Origin of the sequence: Sodalis sp. RH15, from assembly GCF_047324255.1 — a bacterium.
In the GTDB taxonomy this organism is placed as follows: domain Bacteria; phylum Pseudomonadota; class Gammaproteobacteria; order Enterobacterales; family Enterobacteriaceae; genus Acerihabitans; species Acerihabitans ligni.
The window spans coordinates 2,548,203-2,565,397 of the sequence record NZ_CP178738.1 but is presented as its reverse complement, the minus strand read 5'-3'; the positions used below and the strand labels follow the sequence as shown (position 1 = coordinate 2,565,397).

Genomic DNA, 17,195 nt, shown 5'->3' with positions numbered 1-17,195 from the left:
TTATAGTTGTTATCCGGACAAAACGGCGTCGTCCGGTACGGCATTGAATTTCAGGCCGTCCCGGCCTGGATCATCCTCGGTAACGGGACAGCAAGGCCTTGCCGTAGTCGTTGCCGTTGGGGATGCGGGTAATGGTATGAATATGGAACCTGGCCGGCTCTTGGTTGGTCAGCCACATGCCGCTGTGGTGGTCAAACTCCAGCATCACCACGGGACTCTGGATGCGGTAATAAAAAACGTCGTCATCCCGGCATCCGCCGATCCAGCTCCACCATGTTTCATCCAGGTAGGTGTTTATCAGCGCCAAACGCGCGGCCCGAGGGCCATCCGGCAGGAAGTCGAGAAAAGTTTCCATGGCCGCCAGCAGCTTGCGGCGCTGTCCGGCATTGAATTCCGCCGCGCAGATCCCTTCCAGGGGAATAATGCGGTTATCCTGGAAGGCGCCCCCCAGGTGGCGCTGGTCGGCAAAGTTGAAGCGATCCGGCGGCATGGCCGGGTCTTCCATTAGCCTGTAGACGGTGGCCCGCTCCTGCTGGTCCCGGCTCAGGGACTGCATCAGCGCAAGTCCCAGGCGCTCCTCCTCGGTAAAAAGAGTACAGTCGGAGCCGTCGCCCCGATCGATGACGTTGGGCTCCACCCCCATGAACGTGGGGGCTATCACCAGCTGGCGGCCCAAAATAAAGCAGCAGAAAGCCACATGGTGGCCATAGATGCTCCATCCCCAGGGCCGCGAGGCGGAGGGCTCGCCGAAAATCATGAAGTGGAAACTCCAGCGGTTCATGATATTGTTAAGATCGTAGAGTTCCCCCAAGAAATGGTTGGCGTCCATTAATTGCCGTACCTTCTCAAAGCCCCTCGCGCTGGTGCAGCTTTGCAGCAGGCCCCAAAATGCCTCCTGCGTTCGTCGAGAGGTGAATTCCAGACGCACCCCGAAATCATTAAAGGGGATTTCCGGGTTGTACCAGGCCCGCCACTCCCGGGCATCGATGGGATGGAGGATTCGCGTGCGCTGGCTATCATTGAGGGTAGCCAGCAGCGCCTCGGCGGCGGCCACCGCCCCTTGCGCCGCAAAACCCTCATCCCTTAATTCAAACAGGTCCGGCCGCACGCGTCCGTCGGCGGTAATGCCGCGGAAGGTCTCGTTCAGCAAGCCCTGCCAGTGCGCCATAAGGTTCCTGGCTTTTTCCGTGGCCAGCATCCGCTCGCCGTAGGTGTATACATCGACGCCGCGGGCGGCGGCGATACGCGGCGAATCGTCCGGCATCAGGTAATCACGAAAATTCTGGCTGACCATGAAAGCTCCTTGCATCTTACTGATGCCGGGCGGGTTCCGCCCACGGGTTGTTGTTTATTCCCAAGCGGATTCCGCCGCCACAAGATTCTCTATAAATCCCAAGCCTTCAATCTCCAGGCGCATCACATCACCTTGTTTTAGAAAGGTGCCGGTAGGCGCGCCGATACCGGACGGCGTGCCGGTGCTTAAAATATCCCCCGGCTCCAGGGTCATCACCGTGGACAGGTATTCAATCTGCTGATAAATGTCGTAGATCATATCGCCGGTGCCGGATTGCTGGCGCAGTTCGCCGTTGACGGTGAGTTTCATCTCAAGGGCCATAGGGTCCGCCACCTCGTCGGCGGTAGTCAGCCAGGGGCCGATGGGTCCGTGAGTATCGAAGGATTTCCCCAGGGTGAAGGTGGGCGACCTGTGCAGCCAGTCCCGCGCCGAGACATCGTTGACAACAAGATAGCCGGCGATAACCGCCGCCGCGTCGCCGGCCTTGACGTGGCGGCAACGGCGGCCGATCACTACCCCCAGCTCGATTTCGTAGTCCACCTTGTCGCTGGCGCCGGGTTTCACCACCGGATCGAAAGGCCCGTTGATGCAGGAGACTTGCTTGTTGAACCACAGTTGGCTTTCAGGAATGGGAATGCCGGCAAGGCGGGCCTCTTCGGCGTGCTTGCGGTAATTCATGCCGATGCCAAGGAACTTCTGCGGGTCGTTAACGGGCGCCTCTAGACGTACCGCTGACAGCGCAAAGGCCGGCGCTTGAGCCTTCTGCAACGCCGGACGCAGCCGCGGCAGATCGGTAAGCAAGCGGCGCATGGAGTCGCCTACGCCTTCGATGCCCGACAGATCGATAACCCATTCGCCGTCCACTTTACCGATACGGGTTCGTCCATTCTCAGTAAAACGCGCAAGTTTCATGGTATTTCCCTCTATTAAAAAATATGCCGGCTCAAGGCTGATGCGGCGTGAGCTGCGATAACACTATCTGCCAGCCCGGGGCCGAACGGCGCAATACCAGGGTCAGGAAGCCGAAACGGGTCATCACTTCGCCGGTCTTTAGGGAGCGGACGCGATTGCGGGTATCGCCGGTGAGAATAGCCACCCCTCCTTCCAGGCGGATTTGCGGATCGTCCCGGTCAATGGACACAAATCCCCCCATGCGCCGCACATGCTCCAATAGTTGCTGTTTGCCGTGTACCATGCCGGTGCTGTGCACATGCACCAGATCATCCGCCAGCATGGGGGCCAGGGCGGCGATATCGCCGGCCACCAGCGCCCGCTGCCGCTGTTTTTCAAAGGCCAGCAGTTCGGCGCGGCGGTCATCGTGGTCATAGGTCATGGTGCTGTTCCCCTGGTTCAAAAAAGACAACCTGATTCAAATCAGGCCGCCGTAGGAGCCGCCGTCCAACTGCAGATTCTGGCCGGAGATAAAAGACGCCTGCCGGCTGCATAAAAAAGCGCAGGCAGCGCCGAATTCCTCCGGCCGGCCATAACGCCTGGCGGCAATGGACCGGGCGTTGCGTCGGCGCGCTTCTTCCCGGTCGATGCCCTCTTTATCCATCAGCCGTTGCAACATGAATTCCTGGCGCGGGGTATCGATCCGTTCGGGCAACAGGTTGTTGATGGTCACATTATCCGCCGCCACTTCATGGCTGATGGCTTTGCACATGGCGGTCAGGGCGGTGCGGGCCGAAGTGGACAGGCCCATCATGTAGTGCGGGGATTTGACCATGGCCGACGTGATGTTAATCACCCGGCCAAAACCCCGTTGCTGCATACCGGGCAGATAAGCGCGGATAAGCTGCACGGCGGGGATGAAGTTGGCTTCCATGACGGCGCGCAGGGCGTCTTCGTCCCAGTCCCTGAGCTCTCCCGGCGGCGGACCGCCGTTATTGGTAACCAGGATATCCGCCTCAGGCAGCGCGGACAGGATGACGGAACGCCCCGCCGGGGAGCCGAGGTCTGCGGCGATATGCGCTACGCTTATCGCCGGAAAGTCCCGGCGCAGCAGCCGGGCCACCTCCGCCAGCTTGTTCCCGTCACGGCCATTGAGGATGACATCCACCCCTTCAGCGGCCAGCGAACGGGCGCACGCCAGCCCCAGCCCCTGGGATGAACCGCAGATAAAAGCCTTTCTCCCCCTGATCCCCAAGTCCATTCTTCTCTCCCGCCGGTAGGTTCAGCGCCTGCGGCGGCAGAACCATAAGAGGTTTGTATGTAAGTCGGTTCAATATAGATATATCCACAATTACGATATGTCTAGATACCCTCTGTCCCATTGTGATAAAAGTCAGAGGCGTGTCACGAAATAAATGCAGTGCGGTACCGGACACAGCGCTTTAGATAAGCGCCCTGTCCGCAGGCGGTTAATGGAAGGGGTTTTGCAGGTAAACTCGCCGGGAAATTAACGGGGAGAGGCGCGATGGCGACGCTCGTTCCCGAGCGCCATGGCCGCCGCATGGGGGGACGTTAAGGCGTATGCACGGCGGCGGCGGTTCAGATAAACCGGCTCAGGAAAGCGCGGGTGCGGGCGTGCCGCGGGTGCACCAGCACATCGTCGGGGCTGCCCTGCTCAATGATGTTGCCGCCATCCATGAACACCACCCGATCCGCCGCCTCACGGGCAAAACCGATCTCATGGGTCACCACCACCATGGTCAATCCCTGTTCGGCCAGGTTGCGCATGGTGGAGAGCACCTCCCCCACCAGTTCCGGATCCAGCGCCGAGGTCGGCTCGTCAAACAGCATCAGTTTGGGACGGATGGCCAAGGCGCGGGCTATGGCCACCCGCTGCTGCTGGCCGCCGGAGAGATGACGCGGGTAGGCATCGGCCTTATCGCTCAGCCCCACGGTGCGCAATAATTCATGGGCATACCGCTCCGCTTCGCCTCGGCTGTGCCCGTGCACTCCTACCGGCGCCTCGATGATATTCTGCAACACCGTCATATGTGGATAAAGATTGAATTGCTGGAAGACCATACCGATATCACGGCGCTGCCGGGCTATCCGCTTAGGCGGCAGATGATAGAGCTTGCCTCGCCGCAGCTCATAGCCTATCTGCTGATCCCCTATCATAATCGTCCCCTGGTTCATCTCCTCCAGGTGATTGATACAACGCAAAAAGGTGGACTTACCGGAGCCGGACGGCCCGAGGATGACCACCACCTCGCCGGGATAGACATCCAGATCGATGCCTTTAAGCACCTCGTGATTGCCGTAATTCTTATGCACGTTGCGCGCTCGCACCAGAGGCTGGTCATTCATCGCCGTTCTCCTCCTTGCCGGCCGCCGGCGCCGGCGCCGTTTGCTGGCGGCGGGTGCCACGGGCGTAATAACGTTCAATGGCCGATTGCGCCACGTTGAGTACCGTGGTGATAATCAAATACCAAATCACCGCCACCATAAGCATGGGGATAATTTCAAACGTGCGGTTATACACCGCCTGAGCGGAATAGAGCAAATCCCCCATGGCGATAACGCTGACCAGGGAAGTGGCCTTGATCATGCTGATAAGCTGGTTGCCGGTGGGGGGAATAATCGCGCGCATGGCCTGGGGAATAACGATGCGCCGCAGGGCCCGTGCGTGACCCATGCCAAACGCCTGGGCGGTCTCCATTTGGCCGCTGTCAACCGAGAGCAAACCGGCGCGGATAATCTCCGCCATATAGGCCGCCTCGTTCAGCGCCAGGCCGGCGATAGCCGCCGTCAGCGGCGTGATCAGATCGTTGGTGTTCCAGTGGGCAAAGAAGGGGCCGGTGACGGGAATGCCGAGGGAAAGAGTGGGAAACAGGGTGGACAGGTTATACCAGAAAATCAATTGCACCAGCAGCGGCGTGCCGCGAAAAAACCAGATATACAGTCCCGACAGCCACTGCAACAGCCGACTGTTCGACAGCCGCGCCACCGCCAGCGCCAACCCCAACGCCATCCCGATGGCCATGGAAACCAGGGTCAGGCCGAGGGTTACCCCCAGTCCATGGATGATACTCGCCTCGGTGAACCACTGCGCTACCACGTTCCATTCGAAATTGGCGTTAGTGCACAACACCCAGAGCATATTCAGCGCGATGACCAGTACCACAACCCAAGACAGCCAGCGTCCGTAGCCCGGTGAATGGTGAGCGCCGGCGACATCGCGCAGCCGCCACTCCGGTGACTCATCGGAAGCTGTCGCGGCGGCGGCCCGTTTCATTTAGCCGCTCCTTTCGCCAGATTGACCCCCGGCGCCGGAAGCTGGTTTCCTTCCAGATGCCATTTTTTCATAATAGCGGCATAGGTGCCGTCGTCAAAAAGCTTCTGGTACGCCGCCAGCATCACTTTACTTAAAGCGGAATTCTTCGGCACCACCGTGCCCTGGTAGATATCCCCAAAACCGTTGGCTTTGCCGGTGCCGGTCAGCTCAAGCTGGCCGTGGGATTGCTGGACAAAATAGACCAGCGGCGCCTGGGATGAGAAAAAAGCATCGGAGCGCTTTGAACGAACCGCCAGTATAGAGGAAGGCTGATCGGTGAAGGACTGGACGGTGACCGCCGGCTTGCCGGCGCCGGTACAGGCCGCGGACTGGCGGCGAATGACCTGTTCGGCGGAGCCGCCGGCCATGACGGCGATACGCTTGCCGCAGGTATCCTCCAGGCCGTTGATGCCCGCGGGATTCCCCTTGGGTACCGCGAACACCACATACTCTTTCACAAAATCGATAAAATCGTTTTTCGGCTGGCGATCGGGATAATCCCCAATGGGGCCGATGGCCAGTTGATAACGGCCGGACTGAATACCGCTTAACAGCCCCGACAAACCGCTGACCGAGGCGTCTTCGATTTTAATACCCAGCAATTGTCCCAGCGCCACGGCCAAATCCGCGCTGGCGCCATCCTCGGAATGAGGACCGGTAACGATTTCATAAGGCGGGAAAGAACCGTTATTCACCGAAATCATGCGGCCGGACTGTTTAATCCCGTCCGGCAACTGGTCATGCAGCGCCTGATCCATTTTCGGCACCGGCAGCGGGTCCGCACCGTACGCGCCGACGCTACACAAGGCCATCATCGTTGCCATTATCATTTTTTTCATCAATTGCTCCCTGGTTTATTCAGCATTGAGCCGCGGAGGAGAAAAACGGCGGTTTTCCAACACCGGCAGATGATGCCGCGCATGCGCAATACGCGCGGGATCGAGACAGGCAAATACCAGCGCCGGCGCTTCCGCCGCCCGTGCGATGGCGACGCCCAGCGGATCCACCGTCAGGCTGCAGCCGATATTGCGCGGGCCGCATTCCCCCACCGCCACCACATAACAGGTGTTCTCCAGCGCCCGGGCGGTCACCAGCACTTCCCAATGCATCTCTTTTAGCGGCCCTTTAACCCAGGCGGAGGGCAGCACCAGCACATCGGCGCCGTCCAGCGCCAGCCGCCGTGCCAGCTCGGGGAACCGCACGTCGTAACAGGTCATTAGCCCCACGCGCATTCCGGCCACCTCCACCAGCGGCGGCACCTCGTTGCCGGGGGTGACGTTGTCAGACTCCTGCATGGAAAAAGCGTCATATAAGTGCAGCTTGCGGTAACCGGCGATAATTTCGCCATTGCGCAGCGCAATCAACAGGTTCCAGGCCTTTCCCCCCGGCGCGGGAACATGCACGCTCATCATGGTGGTCATGCCGTTGCCGCGACTGGCGGCCAGCAGTTGCGTGACAAACGGACCGTCCAGCGGCTGCGCCGCTTTAAGCACCAGATCGGGATCGGCGATATCCCGCGCCAGCACCCCTTCCGGCAAAACCAGCAAATCGGCGCCGCCCTGACGCGCCTGGTTCATCAGGGCGATACAGGTTTCGGCATTGGCCTGCCATTCGCGGGCGACCATAAACTGACCCATGGCGACTTTCATCATCAGGCTCCTGTTGCGATGGGCGGAAAAAGCTCCGCCGGAGTAAGACAGCGGGCGGTAATGCCCTGTTCGAAAAGCTCCCGACCAAAATCGGTGATCATACGTTCATTAGCGGCCAGACCGTTGGCATTCCAATTCGCCGGCAATACCTGGAGGGTTTGCCTTATCTCATCCAGCAACCAGGGAGTGGTATCGGCATATTTTTCACGCTTTTGCTGCCAGACCCGGGCGGATTCATCAATCACCGCGCTCAGAGCCTGCGGCAACCAGGGGTATTCTCGGGCCACGGTGGATTTAACCGCCAGTAAATGCATACCCGGAACATAGCCCGTACGCCGAAAATAGTCGATTTCCGCCTGGCGAAAATCGGGCTGCAGCTGGCGCAGGCCTGAACCGGCGGAAAAAAAACCCTCGGGCATAAACGGGGTAAATACCGCATCCAGCATGCCGCTTTTCAGCGCGTCGATCATCGGCGTCTCGCCGGGCATTGCCTCAATAAGGCCGGGGCGGCCAAACCCGCCGAGACGATCGACGATGGGATGACGGCCGGTCAGTCTGCCCACATACCAATGGGCGTCCGGGATACCTACCCCGGCCTCGCGCAGTATGGCGCGTGTCCAGCTATTGCCGGAATCCTGCCAGCCGGTCAGGCCGATTTTTTTGCCCGCCAAGTGAGCAACGTCCGTCAAGGGACTGTCGGCGGTGGTAATAATGCAGCGCTGCCGGAAACCACGCATCAGAAAATGCGGCAGTCCCGCCAGGCTGCTCTCCCCCTTGGCACGCCCTTGGGCATAGCGGCTGAAAGAGACTTCACCGGCGTCATACTCAGCGCTGTTGCCCAAGTCATCCGCCAGCGTACCGACCCGGTCTATCGCGAGCGTGAATCCCTGCGGCCGGACATCCCCCAGCGCCAGCGGCGTAAAGTAGTCCCAATCCCTCACCGCCAGCCTGATGGTAAGCATATTATCCCCTGTTTGATGATAAGCGCCGCAGCGCGTAAAGATAGATGGTGAACAAAAGAACATTAAATTTGATACTAAGATCATATAAATATATGTACAATAATTTTTTTGTTACTGAACAAAGTATCTTCTTATGTCAACGACTCTGACTGCACGGCAACTGGCGGCGCTTATCCACCAGCCCAGCATCAAGGGAATCACCCTGGCCGTATCGCAATTGATCCGGGAAAGCAAACTGGCTGCCGGTACCCAGCTGCCGGCGGTGCGGGAGCTGGCGGAAGCATTGGGCGTCAGCCCGGCCACGGTATCCGCCGCCTGGCAGCACCTGCGGCGTCAGAGCGTCTTGGCCGGCAAGGGGCGAAGCGGCGTATGGGTATGCGGCAACAGTGTCTCGGCGCGCCCGGTGCGTTTTGAAAAAATCGGCAATTATGGCAAAGGCATTATTGCCGACCTGACCATGGCGTCTCCCGATCCGCAATTGCTGCCCGATCTCGAGCAGGCCCTGCGGATGGCGGTGCGGGTGCCTGAGCTTAACAGCTACCGGCGCGAACCTATCACGCCCTCGCTGCGGGCCGCCATTATTCCCGACTGGCCGGTGGAATCGGAGGCTTTCCTGGCCACCGATGGGGGTTTTGACGCCATGTACCTGGCATTGCGTTCTCTTATCTCACCGGGGGAACGGGTGATGATTGAGAACCCGACCGCCACCCGGCTGCTGGATATGCTGGATTATATCGGCGCCGAGGCGCTACCGGTGCCTTGCGATCAGGAGGGGCCCTTGCCTGATGCCGTCGCGGCGCTGCTGCAACAGGCGCCGCGGGCGTTTATTTATCAGCCGCGTACGCATTCCGCCAGCGGGCATACCGTTTCCCGTGAACGCAGCGATAGCCTATCCAAGGTATTGGCCGACAGCAAAGTCCTGATAATCGAAGACGACGGCATCGGTGAACTTTCCGCCCATCCGGTCTGGAGCCTGGGACGTTATTATCCGCGGCGAACGGTGCATGTACGCTCCTATTCCAAAGCCTACGGACCGGATCTGCGATTGGCGGTCGTATCCGGCCCCCTGGATCTGATAGAGCAATTACAGTCATTACGCAATTTCGGCGCCAGTTGGACCAGCCGGCTGTTGCAAGAAGCCGTGGCGTGGATGATTCAGGACGAAGGGACCCGGCAGAGTATCCAATGGGCCCGGCGGATTTATGCCGAAAGGCGAAGAGCTTTGCTGTCCGCCCTGGCGCAGCGAGGGTTGTCCCTGCCCGACCGCGACGGGCTGAGTCTGTATGTCCCGGTGCGCTCTGAGCAGTTCGCCATGATAACCCTGGCGGCCCACGGTATAGCCGCGGTGCCCGGCGAACGCTGCAGCACCGGCGGGGAGCAGTTTATCCGCATCAGCACCTGCCGGCTCGATCCGAAGCAGGTGGATCATGTGGCCGATGCCCTGATGCTGGCCTGCGATCTGGACACACCGATGAACGGCGGCGATCGGGCGCCGGATATTTGACCGGCGCCGGGCTCGCGATCCATGGTTTCTTCAGCGGCGCGGCGCTGTTTCCATTACCTGAAGCCATGGTTCAGAAGAAATTTTCAGATTGATAAAATAGCCCATAATACAAAGCATTATCTCAGTAAAACAGGCTTTTAGAGCGCTTTATCCCTCTCCCCTCTGGCTAATCCTTAGCTATCTTAGTAATGTCTTATGTATCAGCACGCAGGCTTGCTCATGAAAAGCATTTATCTATTACTGACATATCTTGTTTATGAGGAGTAGGTTATGAAAAAGATCGGTATCAATGGTTTCGGCCGTATCGGACGTCTGGTGTTGCGCCGGATTCTGGAAACCAACAGCGACGTGGAGATCGTTGCCATTAACGACCTTACCTCGCCCAAGGTTCTGGCCTATTTATTAAAGCACGATTCAAGCTACCGTGACTTCCATGGCACGGTGGATTACACCGATAACGCCATCATCGTCAACGACAAGAAAATCGCCGTCTATGCCGAAAAAGAGGCAAAAAATATCCCCTGGGGCACGCTTGGCGTCGAGATTGTGGTGGAATCCACCGGCTTTTACGCATCAGAGGAAAAAGCACAGGCCCATTTAGACGGGGGCGCGAAGAAAGTGCTGATTTCAGCCCCTGCCGGCAATATGAAAACCATCGTTTTCAACGTGAATTGCGACACCATCACCGCTGAGGACACCTTCCTTTCCGTGGCATCCTGCACCACAAACTGCCTGGCGCCCATGGCCAAGGTCCTCAATGACAGTTTCGGCGTCAAAATCGGTACCATGACTACCATCCACGCATACACCGGCACCCAGTCGCTGGTTGACGGACCGCGGGGCAAGGATTTGCGTGCCTCGCGCGCGGCGGCGCAAAACATTATCCCCCACACCACCGGGGCGGCTAAAGCCATCGGCCTGGTTATCCCTGAACTCCAGGGCAAGTTGAAAGGGCATGCCCAGCGCGTGCCGAATCTCACCGGTTCCGTCACCGAGCTGGTTTCGGTACTGGATAAAAAGGTCACCGTCGATGAAGTGAATGCAGCGATGAAAAAAGCCGCCGATGGCAATGAATCATTCGGCTATACCGAAGAAGAAATCGTCTCTTCCGATATTGTCGGCACTCATTTCGGGTCGGTTTTTGATGCCACCCAAACCGAAGTCTCAGAGGTAGGCGATCTGCAGTTGGTGAAGACCGTCGCCTGGTACGATAACGAATACGGCTTCGTTACTCAGCTGGTGCGCGTATTAAATAAAGTCGCGGCCTATTGATTGCTGGCCGCCTTGCGGTAAATCGCGGCGGCCGGTAAAAACGCCGCGGTCTGCATGGCCTTCTCTGCGTGGAGAAGGCCGTACGATGAAGCGGATTTATCATGTTGTTAACCCCAACATACCTTAATTAAGCAGACAAAATTACTCTCAACCGGTAATGTTTATAACCAGCTTTACTAAGATACGAAAATTAAATACTGCTCCAGAAATAATTGGTTCCATTCGGTATATTATTTAAAAATTAACAATTAAATACCGAATACATTCTTTAGAAAAAAAATTAAATTTTCCGCAAAATAATAATGTAAAAACTATTTTTCCTTATAAAAGAATAAACTTTGCCGAAGAAATATATCACTTCAAGCAAATATCTACCATTAATAATTGGAAATAAAAAATGTATTAATCATATATTTATAGGAGTCAGGAAAATGAAAAGCCTCTCATGCGCCAACAGCGCTTACCCAACCACCGCTATCCCCCTGCAGCAACTCGTCGAGACTCGGTTAACACAGCCATCCATAGCAAAAAGCAGCGTCGGCAACGCTTATGTAGCATACGGCAAAAAAAAGTCGTTTAATAACATAGCATCCTGCTCCCCAAATAATGTCTCTCAACATCTCGATGCGGAAGAGATAAAAGCGGATAGATTATTTTCCTGCGTAGAAGAGTTAAATCGCCATCCCGATAGCCTGCTAAGAACGCATGGAAGCAAATATATCACACTGCATTTTGAAGAAAAAAGACGTTCGGTATTTACCAAAATCGTTGCCCTACCCAGCGGCCGGGAAATATACGTGGGGAACCTTTCAGGCAAGATGATAATTTCCGACGGCGAGATCTATCATTTGCCGCCAAGCAGCGTCAATCATTACAACTTAGGCTGTTCATTGATGCTGGCCTGGGCCGGCTTAAGCACGGCGTATTGCCAGCCTGCGCTACAATACGGTTCACCTTTGCGCGAGACCGACGGTCATCCGGGAGGTTATCCTCGCCGCCAGACAGAAACCACGTCATTGTTCGCCACGCTACAGTTCGCCGGCCGGTCTTGGATCCCTTTATTGACGGTTTGGAAAAATATACTTGCGGGGCCCGTCGATAACCTGCTCAAGGCCTTTACCCTGCCCGGGGCGGCTGCGCAGGAGACACCGGTAGACCAGAATGATGTTTTTGAAGAGGAGTGGCCCAATGACATTAAAGATCTCATCAATGATGAAATTACGCCTGTCCCCATGCTCAACGGATGCAATCCATCCCCGGGCGAGCCTTACGACGAACAGTACTTTCTTGTCCATAAAACGTTGACCGTGGTTATCGATGAAATCAAAACCCGGATCTCCATGCCCCATCATGACGCTCAGCGGGAATTAGAGCATGTGTTGTCCGTGTTTCAACTAAGCACCGGCTCCGCTTCCGAATCTCTCGACATGCTATTGTCTTTTGATAAATATGTAGGGGAAAAAGTCCAAGATATTTTTGATAAAGGTAATATATACGCAAAAGAGACTAAATGTGTTCATCTTATCTTGCTAAAAGGAAAAATTGAAAAAATCATTAATGAATGCAAGGAAAGACAACAAGCCAGCGTTGCTACCCGCGATGCGATAAATAAGTATGAAAAAAGTCAGATTAAAATAAGAAATCTTCTCAAGCTTGATATTGATAAATTAATGTTTTTACATGATGATCCAGACAAGGAGAGAATTTATGAAACAATAGAGTATAAAAAAGGCGTCACATTTTCTGAAGCGAAAAACAATATACATATGTTATATAAAAATGTTATTTATGAGCAAAAAGAAAAATATGTAAAGTATTATAAAACGTTGCTATTGATGGAACACGCCAAGCTTGAATATTGCAATGAGCTTTATGTCGTTCCAGGGTTTACCGTCCTGGAGCGAATCCTTTACAAGAACGACATGCAATTACTGAAGTCGTTATTGCAGGAAAACAATGAAAGAATTGACAATTTAATCAAAAAAAGATATTTCTACAAATTATATGATTTTACCAGAGAAAATGGCGTTAGTTTACAAGGCGAAAACCTTCTCATCCCTGGCGAATTATCAAAATTCAATGTGCTATTTGATGTACCGGAGCATGAAATTGATGAAATTGAATTTTTAAACACGTTTACAAGCGAAATTACCAATTATTTGAGCCTACGCACCGAACATGGCTCCATTTTAGGTATAACGCTAAAAGTTATCGAACTGCTCAGAATAACCGACGATCCAGAAATGGAGCAGCATCAGTGGCATGAGATAAATATCAAGCCATTTTACCAGGCTAAGAAATTATTTCAAGACATTATACATCTCAGCTTAAATAGAAATATATACACACGTATGCCGGCAACATGGAATAACGACCACACTTCACAACTAATAAAAGACAAAATGTCTTTTATTTATTCTGATATTTTAATATTTTTTCAAATGGACTTTAATAAAATCGTAAAGAATATATTACAAGAAAACAGGTTCATTGTGGTGGAAACTGAAGAACAGCGAATAACCGAAGCAAAGTTCGCCGCGGTAGCTCAGTTTGCGCCAATAGATTTTGAGAATGACGATTATGATTCGCGCCTGATATATTACAAGAACATGATTGACCAAGGGTATATCATTTTGTTGCTATGGGCATCAGCTTATTGGTATATATCAAAGATCAAAGCAGAAAAAGTGTCTCATCGACTGCTTGATGTTCATGCTCTGAACGTCGCCCGTCAATTTATTGAGCAAGAGAACAATATTGCCGCAGAGCTCAACATGGCCGGTAAGGCAACATTTTCCAGCCTGTATACGTTAAAACCTTCCAGTGAATTTGATGATAAGCGTGATTATTATGATCAATTCATTTATTATAAAATGCTTACGATTAATAAAGAATCAAAGTTCAAAAGTTTTTTCGCCATTAAGAATTCCCTTATAGGCTATTATGATCTCCTTTACCCCCCCCAAGAGGCCTATACTTTCAAGGTTTATTCTCGAAAATATATACAAAACACCTTGGCCAATGCCCCTAGCGTATCGATACCCGTGACTAACCTGGGTTTCCTGTCTATCGTTAAAACAAAGACTGACAGGCTGGTCCTTATTTCTACCTTAGCGGATTTCACCTATATTTCCATCATTGACGAGCTTTATAGTACTGAGTTGATCTCAAGGCTTATGTCTCAATGGAAGAGCGCCCCTAATGGGCTGCAAGCGAGAAGCCGCGCCAAATTTTCAGTTAGTATGAGCGAGTTGCAGCTGCTGTTTTTTTTAAACCAGCCAGACGACCGTGATAACCCTTTGGATATGTTACTGGTTACGCCGGAAGAAAATGATTACTCCAACCCAACGCCTGAAATCACCTTTGCGGCTTTTAAGGAAATCGATCTCGAACAAAACCTGCGAAGCTTCATTGATACACTGAATTTTAAAACATTGTTGGAAGTTAGTATGGGATTGAAAACCTCTTTATTGAGGCCGACGTGGATTGATTTTATTACAATGCATATTCCATTTTATCGGACTATCGAGCGTTATTGGCAGGATAACGATATGACGTTGAAATTCGAAGACGTCGTTTTTGATATATTTGATCTCATAATAGCTCTTATTCCCACGGGAATTTCATTGAGCAGAATTCCGCAAAATTTTATAGCAATGATACTCAAATCGGCAAAAGATCAAAATATCCCCAAGCACATGTTAAAACAGTTTTTTATCGGTGAATTCATAAAATTGGCACCACAGATGTCTTTTTCATCAGCAAAGAAAATTTCAGGCGATCTCTTGAAATTTATCAATCCATTGCCTTTAACCGTAAGAGGCGTGGGTAATTTACCAACGCTATGTTATAATGGTATAAAGAAAAACATACAATTCGTCAACTCCCGTACCAAGGCACAAAAATTTTTTCAGCAAAATTTGCGAAAAGAATGGAGTATGAAGATCGGCCCCGATAAATTAAAACCCCTTTGGGATGGCATCTATACGGACAGTGCATTAATTAAAAATACCCGGCATTATATAAAGGATAGAGATGACATATTCCAAGTACAGCGCGATGAGATAAAAGAAGTTTGGCGAGTACTGGATCCCAACAACGACGATATTATGGGCACTGCCATAGCGGTTGTGCCGCACGGTAAAGATAATTGGGAAATCAGCCCGATAGACGTAGGCATCGAATCCCCTATGATTTTAGACCAGTTCTCCACCCTGGCGACACAAAACGTCATACCGGATATTCAATTTGAAAGCGCGGTCTCCTTGCAAATGCCGTCAGCAGACGAAGATTTTCATTCGGAACAGTGCCAAAAGATACTGACTTTTTTTATGACTGAAAATGAATATTTCCTGAATGATATGTTATCTTCGCATTTCAGCAAGGATGATATTCTCTTGGCACTGGCCGACCGTCTAACGGGTAACGTCCCAAAAGACGATGTTTTTTCGCGAGGAGGCTATACCACGCTACAAGATCTCATGATTCATGAATTTTACAGTCTCCCTGCCAAATTCGAGACCGCTATCAGTTATCGGGCAATCAATTTCTGGGTCGACAAATGGGATAACAATCCTATAAATCATTTTTTAATAAAATATATCATCGGTAAGAATGCTTATATTATTGACCTGCAGGCAATCAGACCACCAAAGAATTTAAATAACAGTAATTCCCAGGTATATTCAGAACAAGAATGGTTACGAAAATACAAAAACGACGTACCACCAGAGTTTGCTTTGATAAAATACAAAGATTACAGCGATATTAAAGATGCCTTGCAGTTTTCACAAAATAAAGACTTATCGCCATCCGCGACAACCGAGGACAGTTATTTGATCAGAGAGCCGGCGTGGTATCAAAGTACGGTACTCCAAAATAGTCAATACGCACTAAAAATGAAATATCCTATTTTCTCCGTGGATACGCCTTCATTTCGTGTTATTTGCCGGAAGGCTATCAGAAGGCTTTATGGAAAAACGCCCTTTGAAGCCCTTCCGCCCAAGATTTTAGCAGAGGCAAACCATATTGATGCTGAACAGGCGGAAGCGCTTTTAAATCATTTGACTGTTTCCAAATCCAGCATCCTGCCGGCCGGCACTATTCTGGACTCTGGCTTGCTGGTGCCGAACCTTGACATCCTCACCCGCATTAATCCGGGCAAATTGGTACTGTTTTATGATCAAAAGGGCCTACTGATGCATTCCCAGGTCAGTATCGGCAATGGGCGTTTCGCCAGCGCGGACAATACTTTTTTTGATCCCCGGTTACCCGATCATCCGGCCATTCTGGTGGCTGAGGAACTAGGCATATTTCGAGGCGTAAACTTAAAGCTCAGGCATAATGATATGGAATTGAGCGTTATAACCGGTAATGTAAAAGGGGTTGAGGAAACATCCTCAACGATCGCATCGCCCCTTATGAAGAAAAAAATTCTGGCCGTAAAAGGCGATGACCCGGAACCGGTTGAGAAATGGGTCCCTGTGTCAAGGGAAGAGTCATTACTGGGTGAACATTGGGAAATTATCCCCATGGGCGGGCTAAAAAGCCATATTCAAATCAAGGTACATGGCATGCCGTTCAATGTTAATTACATGGACGCCACCGAGTTCTCCCATGTAGTCCGCGGCCTGATGTTGAGCAAGCCTGAGGTGTATAATCTGTCTCAATTAAAACATATCGATCTTTACTCTTGTTTTAGCGGATTTGGCGGCAAGTATTCCATGGCGCAAGTTCTGGCGAATGAACTGCAGGTTCAAATTAAAGCCTATCCCTATTATATCAGTCAAGCCATCGAACGAAGGCATCCTTCCTGGTTTACCACCTACCGGCCTATGGGCGCCGACGACGCCGGCAATAAAAACCGTTACGTTTACGCCCGGCACAATACTCAGTTGCAAAGCATTATCACCATGCACACCCATCTCCATGACTTTATCGCTTATCTGGCGCACTTACGAAGAAAATTCCGGGCTCTCCGGCAAAAACGCTCACGCGCAGGCGATCCGCCGTCCGCTAGCTTACCCTATATACCCAGCATACAGACCGATTTAGCCAAATTGATCCTAGGAGAACGGCCTTTGCATGAATTCATTATTGATTTTGACATCGGCCGGGAAACGGAATCGGCCCTGCGAGAATTGTTAACCGACTACCTATTCGATGAAGAGAGAACGGATGACGTTTTTTTCCAGGTTTATTTTGATATCATTTTTACCATTGAACGCTTCAGGGATATCGGCAACGTCTGGCAAAGGTTTACCACTGACTGACCGGCCCAAGCCGGCTC

Annotated in this window: 12 protein-coding genes; 3 read left to right on the top strand and 9 right to left on the bottom strand. The window is 52.5% G+C overall.

Features of this window, described 5'->3' with window-relative positions; all coding sequences use genetic code 11:
• Positions 1-70: 70 nt before the first annotated feature.
• From ACL2XO_RS11885 to ACL2XO_RS11845, 9 genes are all read right to left on the bottom strand, one after another.
• On the bottom strand, positions 71-1,294 hold the full coding sequence (locus ACL2XO_RS11885; protein ID WP_413742780.1) for a DUF3500 domain-containing protein: 1,224 nt from the start codon (positions 1,292-1,294) through the stop codon (positions 71-73).
• 54 nt (positions 1,295-1,348) lie between these two features.
• The gene (locus ACL2XO_RS11880) at positions 1,349-2,206 is read right to left on the bottom strand and encodes a fumarylacetoacetate hydrolase family protein (RefSeq protein WP_413742779.1); all 858 of its coding nucleotides are present in this window, start codon (positions 2,204-2,206) and stop codon (positions 1,349-1,351) included.
• 31 nt (positions 2,207-2,237) lie between these two features.
• Positions 2,238-2,627 carry a nuclear transport factor 2 family protein gene (locus ACL2XO_RS11875; RefSeq protein ID WP_413742778.1) on the bottom strand — a complete coding sequence of 130 codons (390 nt, stop codon included), beginning with the start codon at positions 2,625-2,627 and terminating at the stop codon, positions 2,238-2,240.
• Between the two features lie 36 nt (positions 2,628-2,663).
• The gene (locus tag ACL2XO_RS11870) at positions 2,664-3,446 is read right to left on the bottom strand and encodes an SDR family oxidoreductase (protein ID WP_413724036.1); all 783 of its coding nucleotides are present in this window, start codon (positions 3,444-3,446) and stop codon (positions 2,664-2,666) included.
• A 338-nt stretch (positions 3,447-3,784) separates the two neighbouring features.
• On the bottom strand, positions 3,785-4,552 hold the full coding sequence (locus ACL2XO_RS11865; protein ID WP_132922226.1) for an amino acid ABC transporter ATP-binding protein: 768 nt from the start codon (positions 4,550-4,552) through the stop codon (positions 3,785-3,787).
• Complete coding sequence (locus tag ACL2XO_RS11860) at positions 4,545-5,480, bottom strand: amino acid ABC transporter permease (RefSeq protein WP_413742777.1); 936 nt, start codon at positions 5,478-5,480, stop codon at positions 4,545-4,547. Before ACL2XO_RS11860 ends, ACL2XO_RS11865 begins: the two co-directional genes overlap by 8 nt.
• Positions 5,477-6,358, bottom strand: coding sequence for an ABC transporter substrate-binding protein (locus ACL2XO_RS11855; protein ID WP_132922228.1), 882 nt, complete (start codon positions 6,356-6,358; stop codon positions 5,477-5,479). Before ACL2XO_RS11855 ends, ACL2XO_RS11860 begins: the two co-directional genes overlap by 4 nt.
• A gap of 15 nt (positions 6,359-6,373) precedes the next feature.
• Entirely contained in the window at positions 6,374-7,168 is a 795-nt protein-coding gene (locus ACL2XO_RS11850; protein WP_132927797.1) for a deaminated glutathione amidase, read from the bottom strand.
• 2 nt (positions 7,169-7,170) lie between these two features.
• Complete coding sequence (locus tag ACL2XO_RS11845; RefSeq protein ID WP_413742776.1) at positions 7,171-8,130, bottom strand: nitrate ABC transporter substrate-binding protein; 960 nt, start codon at positions 8,128-8,130, stop codon at positions 7,171-7,173.
• Between the two features lie 133 nt (positions 8,131-8,263).
• On the opposite strand from ACL2XO_RS11845, the gene ACL2XO_RS11840 reads away from it, so the two are divergent.
• The 3 genes from ACL2XO_RS11840 to ACL2XO_RS11830 all read left to right on the top strand — a co-directional run bounded on the left by ACL2XO_RS11840 (position 8,264) and on the right by ACL2XO_RS11830 (position 17,178).
• Positions 8,264-9,634: a PLP-dependent aminotransferase family protein gene (locus ACL2XO_RS11840; RefSeq protein ID WP_413742775.1), complete on the top strand. Its 1,371-nt coding sequence runs from the start codon at positions 8,264-8,266 to the stop codon at positions 9,632-9,634.
• A gap of 270 nt (positions 9,635-9,904) precedes the next feature.
• Entirely contained in the window at positions 9,905-10,906 is a 1,002-nt protein-coding gene (gap, locus tag ACL2XO_RS11835) for a type I glyceraldehyde-3-phosphate dehydrogenase (protein WP_413742774.1), read from the top strand.
• Between the two features lie 431 nt (positions 10,907-11,337).
• Entirely contained in the window at positions 11,338-17,178 is a 5,841-nt protein-coding gene (locus ACL2XO_RS11830; protein ID WP_413742773.1) for a hypothetical protein, read from the top strand.
• The last annotated feature ends 17 nt before the right edge of the window (positions 17,179-17,195 follow it).